The 18253-nt window shown below is 65.6% G+C and carries 15 protein-coding genes; 5 read left to right on the top strand and 10 right to left on the bottom strand.

Annotated elements, in window-relative coordinates:
* Positions 1-12: 12 nt before the first annotated feature.
* The 3 genes from F3J19_RS30670 to F3J19_RS30660 all read right to left on the bottom strand — a co-directional run bounded on the left by F3J19_RS30670 (position 13) and on the right by F3J19_RS30660 (position 3454).
* Positions 13-1233, bottom strand: coding sequence for a benzoate/H(+) symporter BenE family transporter (locus F3J19_RS30670; protein WP_167049974.1), 1221 nt, complete (start codon positions 1231-1233; stop codon positions 13-15).
* 106 nt (positions 1234-1339) lie between these two features.
* The gene (locus tag F3J19_RS30665) at positions 1340-2515 is read right to left on the bottom strand and encodes a VWA domain-containing protein (RefSeq protein ID WP_167049972.1); all 1176 of its coding nucleotides are present in this window, start codon (positions 2513-2515) and stop codon (positions 1340-1342) included.
* A gap of 96 nt (positions 2516-2611) precedes the next feature.
* Positions 2612-3454 (bottom strand): MoxR family ATPase, encoded by an 843-nt coding sequence (locus tag F3J19_RS30660; protein ID WP_167049970.1) that lies wholly within the window; start codon positions 3452-3454, stop codon positions 2612-2614.
* A gap of 328 nt (positions 3455-3782) precedes the next feature.
* Here F3J19_RS30660 and F3J19_RS30655 point away from each other — a divergent pair, with 328 nt between their 5' ends.
* Together F3J19_RS30655 and F3J19_RS30650 are read left to right on the top strand one after the other, a co-directional pair.
* The gene (locus F3J19_RS30655) at positions 3783-4151 is read left to right on the top strand and encodes a c-type cytochrome (protein WP_167049968.1); all 369 of its coding nucleotides are present in this window, start codon (positions 3783-3785) and stop codon (positions 4149-4151) included.
* A gap of 56 nt (positions 4152-4207) precedes the next feature.
* A complete protein-coding gene (locus tag F3J19_RS30650) occupies positions 4208-4591 on the top strand; it encodes a c-type cytochrome (protein WP_167049966.1) in 384 nt (127 codons plus the stop codon).
* A gap of 244 nt (positions 4592-4835) precedes the next feature.
* On the opposite strand, the gene F3J19_RS30645 is transcribed toward F3J19_RS30650, so the two are convergent.
* From F3J19_RS30645 to rsxB, 3 genes are all read right to left on the bottom strand, one after another.
* Complete coding sequence (locus F3J19_RS30645) at positions 4836-5270, bottom strand: DUF1841 family protein (protein WP_167049964.1); 435 nt, start codon at positions 5268-5270, stop codon at positions 4836-4838.
* A 187-nt stretch (positions 5271-5457) separates the two neighbouring features.
* A complete protein-coding gene (nth, locus tag F3J19_RS30640; RefSeq protein WP_167049962.1) occupies positions 5458-6102 on the bottom strand; it encodes an endonuclease III in 645 nt (214 codons plus the stop codon).
* A gap of 67 nt (positions 6103-6169) precedes the next feature.
* Positions 6170-7039 (bottom strand): electron transport complex subunit RsxB, encoded by an 870-nt coding sequence (rsxB, locus tag F3J19_RS30635; RefSeq protein ID WP_167049960.1) that lies wholly within the window; start codon positions 7037-7039, stop codon positions 6170-6172.
* Between the two features lie 241 nt (positions 7040-7280).
* Here rsxB and F3J19_RS30630 point away from each other — a divergent pair, with 241 nt between their 5' ends.
* On the top strand, positions 7281-7913 hold the full coding sequence (locus F3J19_RS30630; RefSeq protein ID WP_167049958.1) for a TetR/AcrR family transcriptional regulator: 633 nt from the start codon (positions 7281-7283) through the stop codon (positions 7911-7913).
* A 213-nt stretch (positions 7914-8126) separates the two neighbouring features.
* Here F3J19_RS30630 and phaZ read toward each other — a convergent pair whose 3' ends face one another.
* Both phaZ and F3J19_RS30620 read right to left on the bottom strand, forming a co-directional pair.
* Positions 8127-9407, bottom strand: coding sequence for a polyhydroxyalkanoate depolymerase (gene phaZ, locus F3J19_RS30625; protein ID WP_167049956.1), 1281 nt, complete (start codon positions 9405-9407; stop codon positions 8127-8129).
* A 179-nt stretch (positions 9408-9586) separates the two neighbouring features.
* Positions 9587-11476 carry a glycoside hydrolase family 15 protein gene (locus F3J19_RS30620; RefSeq protein WP_167049954.1) on the bottom strand — a complete coding sequence of 630 codons (1890 nt, stop codon included), beginning with the start codon at positions 11474-11476 and terminating at the stop codon, positions 9587-9589.
* A 257-nt stretch (positions 11477-11733) separates the two neighbouring features.
* Here F3J19_RS30620 and F3J19_RS30615 point away from each other — a divergent pair, with 257 nt between their 5' ends.
* Positions 11734-11979, top strand: coding sequence for a hypothetical protein (locus F3J19_RS30615; protein ID WP_167049952.1), 246 nt, complete (start codon positions 11734-11736; stop codon positions 11977-11979).
* Positions 11980-12385: 406 nt separating this feature from the next.
* Here F3J19_RS30615 and F3J19_RS30610 read toward each other — a convergent pair whose 3' ends face one another.
* On the bottom strand, positions 12386-12538 hold the full coding sequence (locus tag F3J19_RS30610) for a DUF3096 domain-containing protein (protein ID WP_167049950.1): 153 nt from the start codon (positions 12536-12538) through the stop codon (positions 12386-12388).
* 494 nt (positions 12539-13032) lie between these two features.
* Here F3J19_RS30610 and F3J19_RS30605 point away from each other — a divergent pair, with 494 nt between their 5' ends.
* A complete protein-coding gene (locus F3J19_RS30605; protein ID WP_240159364.1) occupies positions 13033-14214 on the top strand; it encodes a lactonase family protein in 1182 nt (393 codons plus the stop codon).
* Positions 14215-14415: 201 nt separating this feature from the next.
* Here the strand turns inward: F3J19_RS30605 and F3J19_RS30600 are convergent.
* A partial coding sequence (locus F3J19_RS30600; protein WP_167049946.1) for a DNA translocase FtsK occupies positions 14416-18253 on the bottom strand: 3838 nt, incomplete at its 5' end.

Raw genomic sequence — 18253 nt, 5'->3', positions numbered from 1 at the left:
TGCCTGGGCGCTTCAGGCGCGCCGCGCGTTCAACACCACTTGCGTCACCACGCCCGCGACCAGCCCCCAGAACGCCGAGCCGATCGACAGCAGCGTGAGTCCCGAGGCGGTCACCATGAACGTGACGAGCGCGGCTTCGCGCTGCCTCGCGTCCTGCATCGCGTTGGCGAGGCCGCTCATGATCGAGCCGAACAGCGCGAGCGCCGCGACCGACACGACCAGCGCCTTCGGCAACGCGGCGAACAGCGCGGCGATCGTCGCGCCGAAGATGCCCGCGAGCAGATAGAAAATGCCGCCCCAGACCGCCGCCGTGTAACGCTTGGCGGGATTCTCGTGGGCTTCGGGGCCGGTGCAGATCGCTGCCGTGATCGCCGCGAGATTGATGCCGTGCGAGCCGAACGGCGCGAGTAGTAGCGAGGCGATGCCGGTCGTCGCGATCAGCGGCGCGGACGGCGTCGTGTAGCCGTCCGCGCGCAGCACCGCGATGCCGGGCACGTTCTGCGAGGCCATCGCGACCACGAACAGCGGAATGCCGATGCTCACGCTCGCCGCCACCGAGAACGCCGGCATCGTGAACACCGGATGCGCAAGCGCGATGTGAAAGTGGCTGAAATCGAGCAGCCCGAGGGCGCCGGCGGCGATCGTGCCGGCCACGAGCGTCATGACGATCGCGTAACGCGGCGCGAAGCGTTTGACGATCAGGTAGGTGAAGAACATCGTCAGCACGAGCGCGGTCTGGAACTGCGCGGCGCGGAAAATCTCGATGCCGATCTCGAACAGGATGCCCGCGAGCAGCGCCGCCGCGATGCCGGCCGGAATCTTCTTCATGAGCGTGTCGAACCAGCCGGTCAGGCCGACCAGCGTGAGCAGCGCCGCGCAAACGATAAAGGCGCCGATTGCCTGCGCGTAGTCGACATTCGGCAGCGACGATATCAGCAGCGCTGCGCCCGGCGTCGACCACGCGATCACGATCGGCGCGCGAAAGCGCAGCGACAGGCCGATCGTGCACAGCGCCATGCCGATCGAGAGCGCCCAGATCCACGAGGAAATCTGCGCGTCGCTCAGATGCGCGGCCCGGCCCGCCTGGAACATCAGCACGAGCGAACTGGTGTAGCCGGTCATCGCCGCGACGAAGCCGGCGACGATCGCGGACAGCGACGTATCGGCGAGCGGATTGAGACGCCCGGGCGGCGTGGTGGCGGGGGACAGCTGGGGTGAAGGAGGCGAACTCATGCGCGAACTCATGCGAATACTTTCTTGTTGTCGAAGTTAAAGCGGCGTGATTCTGCTGCGTGGGCGACGTCGGCCACGCGGAGGCGGGTGGCCTGCGCCCAGGGTGTCATTTGCTCAACACGCGCATGGCCGTCTCGAGCCCCGCGAGCGTGAGCGGATACATGCGATGCCCGAGCACCTCGCGGATCGCGCTAACCGACTGCCGGTACGGCCATAGCGCTTCCGGCTCGGGATTGAGCCACGCGAAGTGTGGGAAATGATCGGCGAGGCGGCGCAGCCACACCGCGCCGGCTTCGGCGTTGTTGTACTCGACCGAGCCGCCCGGCTGCAAAACCTCGTACGGGCTCATGGTCGCGTCGCCGACGAAGATCAGCTTGTAGTCGGGCGTGAACTTGTGCAGCACGTCCCACGTCGGCGTGCGCTCGGCATGGCGGCGCCGGTTGTTCTTCCACAGGAAGTCGTACACGCAGTTGTGGAAATAGTAGAACTCGAGGTGCTTGAACTCGGCCTTGGCGGCGGAAAACAGCTCCTCGGTGCGCTTGACGTGGTCGTCCATCGAGCCGCCGACGTCGAGCAGCATCAGCACCTTCACGTTGTTGTGCCGCTCGGGCACCATCTTCAGATCGAGCCAGCCGGCGTTCGCCGCCGTGCTGCGGATCGTGTCGGGCAGATCGAGTTCCTCGGCCGCGCCTTCGCGCGCGAAGCGGCGCAGCCGCCGCAGCGCAACCTTGATGTTGCGCGTGCCGATTTCGACCTGGTCGTCGTAGTCGCGATAGGCGCGTGCTTCCCAGACCTTGACCGCCGTGCGGTTGCCGGCCGCGTCGCCGCCGATGCGCACGCCTTCCGGGTTATAGCCGCCGTTGCCGAACGGCGACGTGCCGCCCGTGCCGATCCATTTGCTGCCGCCTTCGTGGCGCTCCTGCTGCTCGTCGAACAGTTCCTTGAGGCGCTCCATCAGCTTGTCGAGGCCGCCCATCGCCTCGATCTGCGCCTTTTCCTCGGGCGACAGATCGCGTTGCAGCTTCTTCTTGAGCCAGTCGAGTGGAATGTCGAAGGCGAGTTCCGAGGTGGCCGCGACGCCGTTGAAATAGGCGCCGAACGCCTGGTCGAACTTGTCGAAGTACTGTTCGTCCTTCACGAGCGTGATGCGCGCGAGGTAGTAGAACTCGTCGAGCGACGGCGCGATCACGTTGGCCTTCAGCGCTTCGAGCAGCGTCAGGTATTCCTTCACCGAGACCGGCAGCCTGGCGGCGCGCAGCGAGTAGAAGAAGTCGATCAGCATGCTGGGTGTCCTGCGGCGGCGGAAGGTCGGGCGGCGCTGCGGCCGGGCGGGCTCGAAAGGGCCCGGTGGCGATCGGCAGCGCCCACGCGACGCGGGTTAGCGGTTGTTGCGGTTCATGAAGAGCAGCCGCTCGAACAGGTTCACGTCCTGCTCGTTCTTCAGCAGCGCGCCATGCAGCGGCGGAATGATCTGCTTCTGGTCGGCCGAACGCAGCGCTTCGGGCGGGATGTCCTCTGCGAGCAGCAGCTTGAGCCAGTCGAGCAGCTCCGAGGTGGACGGTTTCTTCTTGAGCCCCGCGACGTTGCGCAGTTCGAAGAAGCTCTGCAGCGCCGCGGCGAGCAGTTCCTTCTTGATGCCGGGGTAGTGCACCTCGACGATCTGCTGCATCGTTGTCGCGTCCGGAAACCTGATGTAGTGGAAAAAGCAGCGGCGCAGGAACGCGTCGGGCAGCTCCTTCTCGTTATTCGACGTGATGATGACGAGCGGGCGATGCTTCGCGCGTACCAGCTCGTGCGTCTCGTAGACGTAGAACTCCATGCGGTCGAGTTCGCGCAGCAGGTCGTTCGGGAATTCGATGTCGGCCTTGTCGATCTCGTCGATCAGCAGCACGCTCTGCTCGTCGGACTCGAACGCCTGCCACAGCACGCCCTTGACGATGTAGTTGCGGATGTCCTTGACGCGCTCGTCGCCGAGCTGCGAATCGCGCAGGCGCGAGACCGCATCGTATTCGTACAGGCCCTGCTGGGCCTTGGTGGTCGACTTGATGTGCCATTGCAGGAGCGGCATGCCGAGCGCGGCGGCGACTTCCTCGGCGAGCATGGTCTTGCCGGTGCCCGGCTCGCCCTTGATGAGCAGCGGACGCTTGAGCGTCATCGCGGCGTTGACCGCGAGCTTGAGGTCGTCGGTGGCGACGTACTGCGATGAGCCTTCGAAACGCATGGCGAGATGCTCGTGTTCGGGAAAAAACCCAGTATAAGTCAGAAGACCTGTTGCCCTGAAACCGGCTCGCGTAAGGTGTCGGGCGGTATCGGGCCCCGCCGTGTGCCGCGTTGCGTGGGCGCGTGCGGACGGCCGCAGAAGCGCCTGCGCGGCATGCTGGACAAGGCGCGCGGGCAGGTGGCGCGGCGCTTCGGCGTCTGTGGACGTTCGGCGCGGCGTCGCGGTACAATGGGCCCGATTTTTTGCCTGCGTGGCTACCCTACAAAAAGAACGGCGCGGGCCGTTGCCTTTCTGGGCGCCCGTTTCCCCTCAAGCCAGGTTACATGCTATGAACAAATTCGTCGGCAAACACGTCGTGATCGCAGCGTTGTCGGTGCTCGCGGGCTATGCGGCCAGCGCGCAGGCAGCGGATGTCGTCGGCAATGCGAAAGCGGGCCAGGACAAGGTCGCGATGTGTATCGGCTGCCACGGTATTCCCGAATACCGCACGGCATATCCGGAAGTGTTCCGCGTGCCGAAGCTGGGCGGCCAGAATCAGGCCTACCTCGAAAACGCGCTGCATGCCTACAAGAAGGGCGACCGCCATTTCGACACGATGCACGCCATCGCGGCCTCGCTGTCGGATCAGGACATTGCCGACATCGCCGCTTACTACGCCGCGCAAACTGCCGCTTCGCAAAACAATCCCGACAAGTGATCGGCGTCGTTAGGCGTGGGTCACCAGCTAATCAAATTCGCGGGATAGGAGATCTCATGATTAAGCCCCAACAGGCACTCCACACGGTGTTCAAGGCTGCATGCGCGTCGGCGGCAGTGATCGGTCTGGTTGCAGCGAACGCCGCGCACGCGGCCGACGCGTCCAACGGCAAGGTGCTGGCCGACAGCCACAACTGCGCGGCCTGCCACGGCGTCAACCTGAACAAGCCCGTCAGCCCGGAGTATCCGAAGCTGGCCGGTCAGCATAGCGACTACGTCTACTGGGCGCTGCGTCAGTATCAGATGGGCACCGGCAATCCGCATTTCGGCCGCAACAACGCGATCATGCAGGCGCAGGTGCAAAGCCTGTCGCTCAGCGACATGAAGGACATCGCGGCCTATGTCGAATCGCTCGACGGCGATCTCGTGCAGAAGAAGTAAGCCCGCCTGAAGTCAGGTCGACGTGGGCGCCGGGTGGCCGGCGCTTGCTCCCGCGAGATTCGTCGTGCAATCGTGTGATTGCGCGAACGGAGAACGAAAAACACCCCGCCTTGGCGGGGTGTTTTGCTTTGGGGGCCAGGCTTTGGCTTGCTGTCGGGCGCGTACCTGAGGTGTGTTGCGTGTCGATGAACGAGCCCGGGCCGGCGTCTTGCGCGCAGTCATGCTCGGCAGGTGCAACGTGGGCTCAGTCGCGCGTCGCGCGCCGTTCGATCCGTTGCAGATACGCGTCGGTGTCCGGCGGCGTGCCGGTGCGCTGTGCTTCCCAGATGGTCTCGCCGAGGCAGTCCATGATCGCGTGCTGCGCGTCGTGCGTCGAGCCGAGGCGGGCGGCGAGCCGGTCGTGCGCCGCGCGGATGCCGGGCGGCTGGTCGATCGACAGTTGCTCGGAGATCGCCAGATGCATCGACAGATGCAGGAACGGGTTGGTTTGCCCGCGCTCGGGTGAATAGTCCTGCGCCTGGGCGGCGGCGCCGTCGCTCAGATCGGCGTGATATTCCGGATGCTCGACGATCCAGTCGGCGGCGATGGCCTCGAGCGGCGTCAGGATTTCCCCCTGACGCTGCTTGCGCCAGGTATCGGTGAAAAAGAGGCGGACTTCGTCGCGGCTGGGATTGAACATCGTGGAACCGGTGCGTGGGAGTGGGCGCGTCGCGTGCGCGAACCCGTTATTTTACGCCGGGTGCGATGGGGTGCGGGTGGGCGCTGGCGGTGCTTCCGACGGAGCGCGGCCGAGCCGCGTCGCGCGGGCGCCGCACCGTTGTTTGCGCCACGCCGCATCGCCTTTCAAACCGCAAACCGCAAACCGCTCACAGATCGGGCGGCGGCGTCTTCGGGCGGAACTCGCACAGCGGCTCGATCGCGCAATGCCAGCATTCGGGCCGGCGCGCCTTGCACACGTAACGCCCATGCAGGATCAGCCAGTGATGCGCATCCTGCCTGAACTCGGCGGGCGTGAATTTTTCGAGCGCCGTCTCGACCGCGCGCACGTCCTTGCCCGGCGCGAGCCCGGTGCGGTTGGCGACGCGGAAGATGTGCGTATCGACGGCGATGGTCGGATGGCCGAACGCCGTGTTGAGGATCACGTTGGCCGTTTTCCGGCCGACGCCGGGCAGACTTTCGAGCGCCTCGCGATCCTCGGGGACCTCGCCGCCGTACTGGTCGAGCAGGATGCGGCAGGTCGCGATGACGTTCTTCGCCTTCGTGCGATACAGGCCGATCGTCTTGATGTAGTCCGCGACGCCTGCTTCGCCGAGATCGAAGATCTTCTGCGGCGTATTCGCGACCGGAAACATCTTGCGCATCGCCTTGTTGACCGACACGTCCGTTGCTTGCGCGGACAGTAGCACCGCGATCAGCAGTTCGAACGGCGTCGTGTACTCGAGCTCGGTGGTTGGATGCGGATTCAGGCTCTGAAGCGTTTCGTAGATAGCGCGGCGTTTGTTCGCGTTCATGCGGAGCGTGTCGGTGGGTGGGGGGCGGCTCGGCTAACCGGGCGAATGTGCGCGGTTTCGCATGCGCTCAGCGCGGCTCGGACGGTTTGGGCGGCTTGCCGTTCCCGGGCGCCGTGCCGAGGCCGAGACGGTGGCGGCGCGCTTCGGCGGCGTCGATCTGGGCCTGCACGTCGGCGCTGACGTTCTCGGTGTTGAGCGGTCCCTGGCCTGTCGCGGTCATTTCTTCCTTCTTCTTGCGGGCGCGTTCGAGCGCGGCCTGGATGATTGCGCGTTTCTTCGCTTCGGCGTCGGCGGCGGTAGCCGTAACCGGGGCGGCAGGCGCTGCCGCGCCACCCTCGGCTGACGCCGCGGCCGCTACGCTTGCCGGACTCACCGCGGCGCCGGCGCTGCCAGCTCGCCGCGCCGCAGCACGCGCTTCGGCGGCGTCGCGTTCGCGCGCAAGACGCGTTTCGTGACGGTGATGCCGCTCGCGCGCGGCATCGGCCTGGCCTTGGCTCCACGCATCCCAGCCGGTCGCCTCGCCGGTGACGGGCAGCATCGCGATGCAGTCGACCGGGCAGGGCGGCACGCATAGATCGCAACCGGTGCACAGTTCGGCGACGACCGTGTGCATCTGTTTCGGTGCACCAACTATTGCATCGACTGGACATGCTTGCATGCAAAGCGTGCAGCCGATGCAAACCTGTTCGTCGATAACCGCCAGCGGCCGTGCGCGTTCGACGCCATTGGCGGAATTGAGCGGAAGCACCGGTTTGCCGAGCAGCGCGGCGAGGCGCGCGATGCCTTCGGCGCCGCCGGGCGGGCACTGGTTATAGTGCGCGGCGCCGCTTGCGACGGCTTCGGCATAGGGGCGGCATGCGGGATAACCGCACTTCGTGCATTGCGTTTGGGGCAGCAGATCCTCGATGCGATCCGCGAGTGTTTTGACGTCTGTCACGGTTGCGGCGTGGGGGTTGGGTGTGCGTGCGCACAGCCTGAACTAAATAGCACATTATCGCCGATTTCCCCGATTGCCATTCGCAATCCATGTGCCATAATCGAAGCGCTTTTTCGAAAGACCGCAGAAAAGGGTGTGTTCCCCAACCATAACGCGCCCGCTCAACGCCGCCAGCGCGAAGTCCGAGGAGAGAGGCTGGCAGCGCGATCCGGATAACGCGGCTCACGAAGACGATGCCACCATGAATCAGCCGAAAATCAAAAGAGATCCTGAAGGCACGCGGCGGCGCATTTTGCTTGCGGCAGCCGAAGAGTTTGCAAATGGTGGGCTGTTCGGCGCACGCGTCGACCAGATTGCCCGCCGCGCGGAAACCAATGAACGCATGCTCTATTACTACTTCGGTAGCAAGGAGCAGCTGTTTACCGCGGTACTCGAGCATGCGTTCAGCGCGCTCAACGAAGCGGAGCGCACGCTCGAACTCAACGGCGTCGCACCCGTCGAGGCCGTTACGCGTCTTGCGCATTTCGTTTGGGACTACTATCGCGATCATCCCGAACTGCTGCGTCTCATCAACAACGAGAATCTGCACGAAGCACGCTATATGCAGAAGTCGACGCGCATCCGCGAAATGATCTCGCCGATCGTCGCGACGCTCGGCGGCATTCTCGAACGCGGTCAGCGAGCAGGGCTGTTTCGCACGAACGTCGATCCGCTGCGCTTTTACGTGACGCTTTCGGGCATGGGCTACTACATTGTGTCGAACCGCTTCACGATCGAAGCAACGCTCGGCCGCGATTTCAGCAGCGCCGCCGAACGCAGCGAAGTGATCCAGATGAATACCGAGTTGCTGCTCGCGTACCTGTTGCGCAAGTAGCCGGGTGGGGCGAGGCGATCCGAGGCGGTGCGCGCCGCGAACGGCTATCGCAGCGGAGTTTTGGGCGCTCGCAACCGGCCACGCAAAAAGCGAACAAAAATCAGTATCACGAACCAGGTTGAGAAGCACCGGGTTGAGAAGCCAGCTCAATAGAAAAGCCAACGGCCTCAGTAGAGGCCGTTGGCTTTTTCAATGCTATTGCACGTTTAATGCTTAGGCTTCGACTTTCTCTTTCGTCGTCCTGGTGGTCTTGCTGTTGTGCGCGAGAATGAAGTCGCGCAGTTGCGGATAGATGATCGTGCGCCAGCGGCGTCCCGAGAAAATGCCGTAGTGGCCGCATTTTTCCGCAGTGAAGTGCCGTTTGTGCTTCGCGGGAATGCCCGAGCACAGATCATGCGCGGCGTAGGTCTGTCCGTCGCCGGAAATATCGTCCAGCTCGCCTTCGATCGTAAACAGCGCGGTCGTCTTGATGTCCTGCGGCCGCACGCGTTCGCCGCCGACATCCCACGTGCCCTCGGCAAGACGGAACTCCTGGAACACGACGCGGATCGTGTCGAGGTAATAGTCGGCATCCATGTCGAGCACGGCGTTGTATTCGTCGTAGAAGCGGCGATGCGCTTCGGCGTCGTCTTCGTCGCCGCGCAGCAGGCTCTGGTAGTAGTCCCAGTGCGAGGCCGCGTGGCGCTCCGGATTCATTGCGACGAAACCGGTGTGCTGCAGGAAGCCCGGATACACCTTGCGGCCCACGCCCGGATAATTCGGCGGCACCGTGAAAATCACGTTGTTTTCGAACCACTCGTACGAATGCTGCGTGGCGAGCGAGTTGACCGAGGTCGGGCTCTTGCGCGCGTCGATCGGGCCGCCCATCATCGTCATGGTGCGCGGCGTGTCTTCGCCGCGGCTCGCCAGCAGCGCAATGGCGGCGAGCACCGGCACGGTCGGCTGGCACACGGAGATCACGTGCAGATTCTTCGCGCCGATGTGGCGGATGAATTCCTGGATATACGCGACGTAGTCGTCGAGGCGGAATTGGCCGGCTTCGAGCGGCACCATGCGCGCGTCGATCCAGTCGGTGATGTAGACCTTGTGGTCTTGCAGCAACGTGCGCACGGTATCGCGCAGCAGCGTGGCGTGGTGTCCCGACAACGGCGCGCAGACCAGCACGGCCGGCTCGTCTTTCAATTGATTGACGGCATCGCTGTCGTCCGCATAGCGCTTGAAGCGCATCAGGCGGCAGAACGGCTTCTCGATGATGGTCTGCTCGACGATCGGGATGTTATGACCGTCTTTGACAATCTGGTGGATGTTGAACTCGGGCTTTTCGTAATCCTTGCCGAGCCGGTACAGCAGTTCGTAACCGGCTGAGAGGCGCGTGGCGCCCGGCACGTAGGCTAAGGGACTGGCAGGATTCGCGAATGATTTCGACGCGGCCTGGGCCCAGGCGGTGAGGGGGCTCAACATCGCCCGCTGGAATTCGTGCAGTTGATAGAGCATGGGTGCTCCGTTTTAGGCGGTTCGCATTGGGCTTCGCAAACACGCGTGAGGCGTTGCGGCGGGCCATTTTGGTTGTGGGCGCATTGTTTTTGGCCGACAGTCGGATCGATGATATCGAACTATGTAAATTTGTGCAACGCAACAATTCGCGCACACACGGTACGCAAACTGTCACTGGATCATGCTAGTGGCGATGCTGCTGCGCCGCTATCAGGGCTTGCCTCACCCTCGAGGGCCATCTCGCGCGCGCCGTTATGCGGCGGCTGGCCGGTCGCCTGGGCCATTTCCTGCTCGTGTTTCATCAGGTTCAGCCCGGTGTGCACGAGCGCCACATGCGAAAACGCCTGGGGGAAATTGCCGACGAGCCGCTTCGCGGCCGGGTCGTATTCCTCGGCGAGCAGACCGACGTCGTTGCACAGCGCGAGCAGGCGCTCGTACATCTCGATCGCTTCGCTCACGCGGCCCTGCAGCGCGAGGTTGTCGACCATCCAGAACGAGCACGCAAGAAAGGTGCCTTCGCCGGGCGGCAGGCCGTCGTCGTATTCGGTGGTGCGGTAGCGCATCACGAAGCCGCCGTGCATCAGGTCCTTCTCGATCGCCTCGACGGTGCCCTTGATGCGCGGATCGCGCGGCGGCAGGAAGGCGACCAGCGGCATCAGCAGCACGCTCGCGTCGAGCTGGTCGCTGCCGTAGTGCTGCACGAACGCATTGCGCTCGGGATTCCAGGCTTTCTCGCAGACTTCCGCGTGAATTTCGTCGCGCGTCGCGCGCCATTCGTCGAGCGGGCCGTCGAGCGCGAACATGTCGGCCGAGCGGATCGCGCGATCGAACGCGACCCACGCCATCACCTTCGAGAACGTGAAGTGCCGGCGTCCGCCGCGCGTTTCCCAGATGCCTTCGTCGGGCTCGCGCCAGATCGTCGCGAGGTGCCCGAGCATCGCGCATTGCACGTTCCAGGCGGTGGCGTCCGCCTGCAGGCCGCCGACCCGCGCGAGATGCAGCGCGTTCATGACTTCGCCGTAGACGTCGAGCTGGCGCTGGCCGACCGCGTTGTTGCCGATGCGCACCGGCTTCGCGCCCTGGTAGCCCGGCAGCCAGTCGATTTCGAATTCGGGCAGGCGCCGCTCGCCGGCGATGCCGTACATGATCTGCAACTGATCCGGCGCGCCTGCCATCACGCGGCCGAGCCAGCTGCGCCACGCGCGCGCTTCGTCGTAGTAGCCGCCGCGCATCATCGCGAGCAGCGTGATGGTCGCGTCGCGCAGCCAGCAGTAGCGGTAGTCCCAGTTGCGCGAGCCGCCGAGCTGCTCCGGCAGCGAGGTCGTGGGCGCGGCGACGATGCCGCCGGTCGGTTCGTAGGCGAGCGCCTTCAGCGTAATCAGCGAGCGGCGGATCGGTTCGGCCCAGCGCCCCTCGACGGTGCCGCGCGCCGACCATTCGAGCCAGTGATTCTCGGTGCGCGCGAGCGCCGTATGCGGGTCGCGCGCGGGCGGAATACGCAGATGCGACGGCGCATAGGCGAGCGAGAACGGCACGCGCTCGCCTTCGGTCACGGTGAATTCGGCGACGGTTTTCATGTCTTCGCCGCGCAGCTCGACCGGCGTGCGCAGCACCGCGTTGTCCGGGCCGACGATTGCCTTGATGCCGCTGTCCTGTTCGAGCCGGTCGACCCACGGAATCGAGAAGCCGTAGTCGAAGCGCAGCACGAGCTCCATTTTCATGCGCACGGTGCCGCGCTTGCCGACGACGATGCGGATCATTTCCGACCAGCCGTTGCCGGGCGGCATGAAGTCGATCAGCGTGACGGCGCCCTCGGGCGTTTCGAAGTCGGTTTCGAGGATCAGCGTTTCGCCGCGATAACGGCGCGTGACGGTGGGCGCGGCATCGTTGGCCGACGTGTCGGGCGCGATCAGCCATCGGCCGTTGTCGGGCGTGCCGAGCAGCGCGGCGAAACAGGCGCCGGAGTCGAAGCGCGGCCAGCAGAGCCAGTCGACGGAACCTTCGCGGGAGACGAGCGCGGCCGTGTGGCCGTCGCCGATGAGTGCATAGTCTTCGATGAGTGCGGGCATGTCGGAAAACGTGTCGTGATGGCGGACGGCCGGAAACGGTACTGCGGGTGGGTACCGCGAGTGCCGCGCCTCGAAAGCCGGTTATTACCGGACCTGCATGAACTGGGTTGGTTCATCGCGTGGTGCGGCAAAACGCGATTGGTAAATTGTCAAATCCATGCTTAGAATTGAACCTCATGCCGATGTCCGGTGCATACCGGGCTGCGAATCGGCCTTGCTCATGGCGCATCGAGACGCCGTTTCCGAGGACGAAAGCCATGCTGAACCCGTCGAAATCCGATTGCATCACGATTCTCTCGGCCGCCAGCCAACTTGCCGACGACTCGATGCTGCCACTCGATCATGGCCACCTTGGCCTGAGCCGCAACTGCATGCTCGCGACCGCGGCGTTTCTGGTCGAGCGGGCCTGCTTCCGGCGCTATCAGGAAGACGACGGTCATTATGCCGTTGGCGCCTTGTCGCTGCAGGGGCGTTTGCGTCTCGACCAGCTTTCGAACGGTTGAGCGGCACTGCGTACGCACGCGGTTTGACGCGCTGCTTTATCTGAATCGGGTTCTATCGTTCCGCTCACGACCGACACGGAGTGCGCAAGCGTGGGTGGCGCGCTCGCGTGGTTGCTTTGGGCCGCTTTGCGCGTGTTGCCCGTAGCCCATAGTCCGTGGCATGTACCGCCGGGAGTGCGTGCTTCGTTGCGCGCTATTGTCATTGCCATGTTCATGCTGCGCAGCGACATGCGCGGTAAGAGGCACTGTGCGAGACGCAGTGCGATGCGCGGCGACAGGCTCCGCGGCGTTGTTGCAGCCGCACTTGCGCTACGCCGCCGCAACTTCTCCACCGCGCACTTCGTGGCGCGCGAAGCGTTCCGCTGCCGGACGCAAGCCGCGCTCCCGATCTCGCGTTACGCGCCGCTCACAGGTGCGACGACCCCACGCCGAAGATGCCGATAATGCCGATGATGATCAGATAGAGCGCGACGATGTAGCTCAACAGGCGCGGCATGACCAGAATCAGAATGCCGGCGATCAGCGAAACGAGCGGACCGAGGCTCAGTGTGACGTTCATGAAGACTCCCAGGGTGAGACGCGTGATACGCGATTGGAAATTGAAAAATGTCCCGTGGTGCGGGACGGTGATTGTCGGCGAAAATGGCTTCGCATGAGTTTGTCTTTACCTGGGATCGGTCTCGCTCAGGTCTCCCCCCGGTCTTGCCTAGGCCGCATGGCTGGCTGCATTCGCTGCATGATCCGACCGGACGCTCTTATACTGGCTTTGGCAAGAACAACGCAGAACGACGCTCGACCCCGCGCGCGGCAGACGAGGCAGACCAGACACCGCGATTACTGCTATCACCGTTCTTACCCGCCGACCGATGTCGAGGAGGTTCCATGCTTCGCCGTTGCCGTGCCGCCGCGCGTAGTGTCATACGCCGCGTGATGCCTCGTGTTTGCGCTTCAGCCTGTGCTCCCGCTCCGGCCGTCCCCCCTCGCGCGGACCGCGCCGCCAAGGCGGCTTCATGGCGTGCAACGTGGCCCGTGCCACGCCACGCCGCCCGTTCGATGATAAAAGGTTTCGTGCTTATGGTCTCGATTGCTGCTTCGCCAGCGTACGCGCAAGATTCCGGCCCGGTCCCCGCCGACGGCGTCTACAATCTGCTGGTCGGCACTTATACCGGCGGCAGAAGCGAGGGCATCTACGTCTATCGTTTCGACACGAAGACGGGCGCGGCGACCCAGGTGTCGGTCGCGAAGACGGTCAATCCGTCGTTCCTCGTCGTGAGCCGCGACCGCCGCTTCGTCTACGCGGTCAACGAACTGCCCGGCGATAACGGTCCAGCCACCCAGCGCGGCGGCATCAGCGCATTCGGCTTCGATGCCGCGCGCGGGCAACTGAGGTTTCTCAACAAGGTGTCCTCGGATGGCAACGATCCGTGCTACCTGAGCTTTTCGCCCGACCAGAAGTTTCTGCTGACCGCGAACTACTCGGTCGCGCCCGACCCGGGCGGCAGCTTCGCGGTGTTTCCGTTGCAGTCCGACGGCCAGGTCGGCGCGTCGGTGCAGACCGTGCACCACGAGGGCGGCGGACCGGTGAAAGGGCGGCAGGACGACTCGCACGTGCATTCGACCGTGTTCTCGCCGGACGGCCGCTTCATGTTTGCGCAGGACCTCGGTGCCGACAAGCTGTACGCGTACCGCTACACGCCGCAGGGCAGCCCCGGCCCGTTCGCGCCGGCCGACTGGAGCTACGCGCAGCAGAAGGCCGGCACGGGCCCGCGCCATCTGGTGTTCGGCGCGGACGGCAAGCATGCGTATCTGACGAGCGAACTGGCCGGCACGGTCAGCACGTTCGACTATCGCGACGGCCGGCTCACGCTCGCGCAGACGCTCTCGCTGAGCCAGCCCGGCTTCAAGGGCGCGGTGGGCGCCGCGGCGATCCATCTGTCGCCGGACGGGCGCTTCGTCTATGCATCGAATCGCGGCGACGCGAACGAGATCGTGATCTTCGCCGTCGATCCGGCCAACGGGCATCTGAAGCCGATCGGCCATCAGTCGAGCCTCGGCAAATCGCCGCGCGAGTTCGCGATCGATCCGAGCGGCAACTGGCTGATCGTCGGCAATCAGTTGAGCGATACCGTGTACGTGTTCAGGCGCGATCCCCGGACCGGTTTTCTCGATCCGACGCCGAAGCAGCATTTCGAGCTGGGTTCGCCGGTGGATTTCAAGTTCGCGTCGCCGTCGTGATGAGGGATGCACGCGCGTGATTCGACGGAGCGCGTGCAATAAGAAAACGGACCGCTCACAAGCCCTGTGAGACGGTCCGTTTTTTTATTGCTCAGCCGACTTTTCCTGGTCTTCCTGGGTCGCAGCATGGCTGCGAATCGCAGGCCGATCGCTCGCTGTCCGGTTTCATGCTGCGATCCGTTCTGCCGATGCCGCCGGGCGTTACTCCGCCGGCCCCGGCGCCAGCACTTCGCGGCTGCCGTTGATGCTCATCGCCGATACGAGCCCCGCCGTTTCCATCTGCTCGACGAGCCGCGCCGCGCGGTTGTAGCCGATGCGCAATTGCCGCTGCACCGACGAGATCGACGCGCGCCGCGTGCGCACGACGAACGTGACCGCTTCGTCGTAGAGCGGATCGGCTTCCGCATCCGGCGTTTCGCCGAACAGGTCCTGGGCCGCGCCGCCGTCGGTGGCGGGGCCGTCGAGAATGCCTTCCTCGTACTGCGGCTCGCCGAACTGCTTCAGATACTCGACGATCGCATGCACTTCCTCGTCGGCGACGAACGCGCCGTGCACGCGCTGCGGGTAGCCGGTGCCCGGCGGCAGGAACAGCATGTCGCCCTGGCCGAGCAGCGACTCGGCGCCCATCTGGTCGAGAATCGTGCGCGAGTCGATCTTCGACGACACCTGGAACGCCACGCGCGTCGGAATGTTCGCCTTGATGAGGCCGGTGATGACGTCGACCGAGGGCCGCTGCGTCGCCAGAATCAGGTGGATGCCGGCCGCGCGCGCCTTCTGCGCGAGCCGCGCGATCAGCTCCTCGATCTTCTTGCCGGCGACCATCATCAGGTCGGCGAGTTCGTCGATCACGACGACGATCAGCGGCAGCGGCGCGAGCGGCTCGGGCGCGTCGGGCGTCAGCGAGAACGGGTTGCCGAGCTTTTTGCCCTTGGCTTCGGTGTCGCGGATCTTCTGGTTGAAACCCGCGAGGTTGCGCACGCCGACCGCCGACATGAGCCGGTAGCGCTTCTCCATTTCGCCGACGCACCAGTTCAGCGCATTGGCCGCGAGCTTCATGTCGGTGACGACCGGCGCGAGCAGATGCGGAATGCCTTCGTAGACCGATAACTCCAGCATCTTCGGATCGATCATGATGAGGCGCACTTCCTCGGGCGTCGCCTTGAACAGCAGCGAGCAGATCATCGCGTTGATCGCGACCGACTTGCCCGAACCGGTCGTGCCCGCGACCAGCATGTGTGGCGCCTTGGCGAGATCGGCGATGACCGGGTGGCCGGTGATGTCCTTGCCCATCGCGAGCGTCAGTTGCGAATGCGAATTCTGGTAGACGCTCGCTTCGAGGATTTCCGAGAGGCGGATCGTCTGTCGCTTCGCGTTCGGCAGTTCGAGGCCCATGCAGGTCTTGCCGGGGATCGTCTCGACCACGCGGATCGACGTGAGGCCGAGACCGCGCGAGAGGTCCTTCATGAGACCGACGATCTGGCTGCCGCGCACGCCGAGCGCCGGCTCGATCTCGAAGCGCGTGATGACCGGCCCCGCCGATGCGCCGACCACGGTCACGGGCACCTTGAATTCCTGCAGGCGCTGCTCGATCAGTTGGCCGGTCTCGCGGAGCTTTTCGTCCGAGATTGGCTCGACACCGGCGTCCGCGCGCGCGAGCAGATCGAGCGGTGGCAGTTCGACCATCGACGCGGCCGGTGCGTGGAATTCGAAGCCGTTGACCGGAGCGTGGCCGCGCAGCGGCGGGCGCTGGGCGGCGGCCTCGGCGGGGGCGGCTGCGCTGTCTGCGCTGTTTGCGCCGTTTGCCGTGGGGGGCGTGTCGGCGATCGGCGAGGCGGGTGCAGGCGTCGGGCCCGATGCGGTGGATGGTGAGTTCGCCGCGAATGCGCCGGGTGCGGCGGGTGTTGTGGCCGTTGCCGGTGCGGCAGGTGTCGCGGTGGGAACGGTGGTTCCGGCAACCTGCGTGGGGAGCGCGGTGGCGAGTGCGCCTGGCGTAGCCGGCGCGATGGGCGCCAATGACGATGTGACCGGCGTTGGCGTCGGTGCGGTCAGCGTGCTCGGCTCGACTGCGGACGAGGCCGGTACGGTTGGCCCGAACGACGGTGCGGGAGTGGCCGGTGCCGCTGCGGGTGTTGTGGCGATCGGCGGGACAGCGGCCGGGGTGTTGCCGGTGGCGGTTTCATGCGCGCCGAGCGACGGCCCGACGCTGGGTGCCGTCGCGCCGAAACCCGGGAAGCGCACGACGTTCGAAGCGACGCTTTGCGCCGGGGTGGGCGTGGCGGGGGGCGCAGCGTGGGTTGCCGCTGCCGCGGTTGCGGTCGTCGCCGTGTGCGTTGCGTCAGGCGTCGGCGGTGTGCTCGCGGGTTCGGTCGCCGTGGGCAGGGCAGGGGAGCGTGCGGCCGTCGTCGAGGACGATGTTGCAGGTTCGCTTGCCTGCGCGCCCGTACCCATAGTCGCGCTTGCAACGGGAGACGACAGCGTGGCGGGAGAAGACTGCGCAACCGCACCGGGCGATGCGACCGCCCCGGATTGCGACGCATCGGGTTGCGACGAACCCGACGGCGACACGGGGCGTTGAGCCGCCACGGCCCCGAGCTTGCTCTCCCAAGGCACGAGCGTTTTGTCGACCACGATTTCGGCTGCGGGAGCCGCCGGCAGCGTCGGTGCCGCGGTTGCGGTGGTGGCTGAATCGACGGTTGGCGCGGGTTCTTCCTTTCGCGGCGCTGGGGCGACTGTGCTCGCGGCGGCGACTACGGTCTGCGCAGCGGCGAGAGATTCCGCGCTAGGTCCGCTGACCGGTTTGATCGCTGCATCGGCTGGTGCCGTGTGACTGCTGTCCCGCGTCGCCGAGTGTGTCGCATCGTTAGCGACGGGCGCTGCGTCTTCCTGTGAGGCATTGTCCTCCAGCTGTGCAGCAAAACGCTGAAACGATGTCGACGCGCCGCCGATTGACGCCGGATATTGCGGCGCGGACGAGAGCGGTGGCGTTTCGATCGGCGCCGACTCGCGAGGCGCGGATTCGGCGCGAACAGCCGCAGCGGACATAGCCACGACAGGCGCGGCTTGGACAGCCGCGGACTCCACCAAAGCCGCCGCCGATACCGCCGACGCATGCACCGCCTCTCCACTCGTCGCGCTTGCGTTTTGCACGGCCGCCGGAGTTTCGGTCGTGTTGGCGTCGGCCACCGGCTCGGCAGTCTCCATGACCTGTGACGCAACGGCTCCCGGCACATGAATAACTGGCGGCTCGGTCGGCCATTGCGCGACAGGCGCGTTGCTGTCCTCGACGGGTGCATCGGAAGCGGCTATCGCCGTTTCCTCAGCCACGGCAGCAGCGGCTGGCAATGCAACCGGCGCTGTTTCGACCGACGGCTCGGCCGGCGTTACCGCCGGCGCACGCCCGACCACCGGCTCCGCAGATGCCTGCGCGACAGACCCGGCCGAAACCGCCTGGACCGGATCGCTACCCGGCGCCTCGCTGGCCGGCCTGGGCGCCTCGACCGGCATCGCCGCCTGCGCGACATCGCCAGGCTTGACGCCATCCACGCCACGGCTGCGCGCGAGGCTCACGCCGGCCATATCGGTCCAGCGCGCGGTGTTTTCCGCGATGCTGCGCAGTGTTTCCTCGACGCTCGCGGGCTCGGCAACGTTCTGCGAGTTCGTCGCCGAGTGCGCGAAACCCGGCGCGGGCCTGCGCGTACCGGACGGCGGCGTGACGCCGCCGGTGCGCGTCGCGGTTGAGAGCGGCTGACGCGATGTCGTTGTCCGGTTGAACGAACCCGCCGCATCCGCCGCACGTTGCAGCGACGCCGCGCGGCTGCCGCGCGTCGAAGCATGGATCGATTCCCCCGCCATGCCGCCGCCCGGCGCAGAGCGTACCGCCATCGCCTGCGCGGCTCTGGCCGACACGCCGGATGCGGCGGCGGCCGTTGCCGCCAAAGCCGCACTGGAGCCGATCGGGCGCTGCTCGCCGGAGGCGCGCCGGCCAACCTGCAACGCTGCGTCGCGAGCCACGGCCGCCGATGCGCCCGACGGCGCACCC

Source organism: Burkholderia sp. Ax-1724, from assembly GCF_011752995.1.
Classification (GTDB): domain Bacteria; phylum Pseudomonadota; class Gammaproteobacteria; order Burkholderiales; family Burkholderiaceae; genus Paraburkholderia.
The sequence above is the reverse complement of the archived record's forward strand: the minus strand, read 5'-3'. Positions and strand labels throughout refer to the sequence as shown.

Coding starts and splice junctions, on each gene's coding strand:
- F3J19_RS30650 (WP_167049966.1), top strand. CDS start 4,208: ATGATTAAGCCCCAACAGGCACTCCACACGGTGTTCAAGGCTGCATGC.
- F3J19_RS30655 (WP_167049968.1), top strand. CDS start 3,783: ATGAACAAATTCGTCGGCAAACACGTCGTGATCGCAGCGTTGTCGGTG.
- F3J19_RS30645 (WP_167049964.1), bottom strand. CDS start 5,270: ATGTTCAATCCCAGCCGCGACGAAGTCCGCCTCTTTTTCACCGATACC.
- F3J19_RS30630 (WP_167049958.1), top strand. CDS start 7,281: ATGAATCAGCCGAAAATCAAAAGAGATCCTGAAGGCACGCGGCGGCGC.
- F3J19_RS30670 (WP_167049974.1), bottom strand. CDS start 1,233: ATGAGTTCGCCTCCTTCACCCCAGCTGTCCCCCGCCACCACGCCGCCC.
- nth (WP_167049962.1), bottom strand. CDS start 6,102: ATGAACGCGAACAAACGCCGCGCTATCTACGAAACGCTTCAGAGCCTG.
- phaZ (WP_167049956.1), bottom strand. CDS start 9,407: ATGCTCTATCAACTGCACGAATTCCAGCGGGCGATGTTGAGCCCCCTC.
- F3J19_RS30660 (WP_167049970.1), bottom strand. CDS start 3,454: ATGCGTTTCGAAGGCTCATCGCAGTACGTCGCCACCGACGACCTCAAG.
- F3J19_RS30605 (WP_240159364.1), top strand. CDS start 13,033: ATGATAAAAGGTTTCGTGCTTATGGTCTCGATTGCTGCTTCGCCAGCG.
- F3J19_RS30665 (WP_167049972.1), bottom strand. CDS start 2,515: ATGCTGATCGACTTCTTCTACTCGCTGCGCGCCGCCAGGCTGCCGGTC.
- F3J19_RS30620 (WP_167049954.1), bottom strand. CDS start 11,476: ATGCCCGCACTCATCGAAGACTATGCACTCATCGGCGACGGCCACACG.
- F3J19_RS30615 (WP_167049952.1), top strand. CDS start 11,734: ATGCTGAACCCGTCGAAATCCGATTGCATCACGATTCTCTCGGCCGCC.
- F3J19_RS30610 (WP_167049950.1), bottom strand. CDS start 12,538: ATGAACGTCACACTGAGCCTCGGTCCGCTCGTTTCGCTGATCGCCGGC.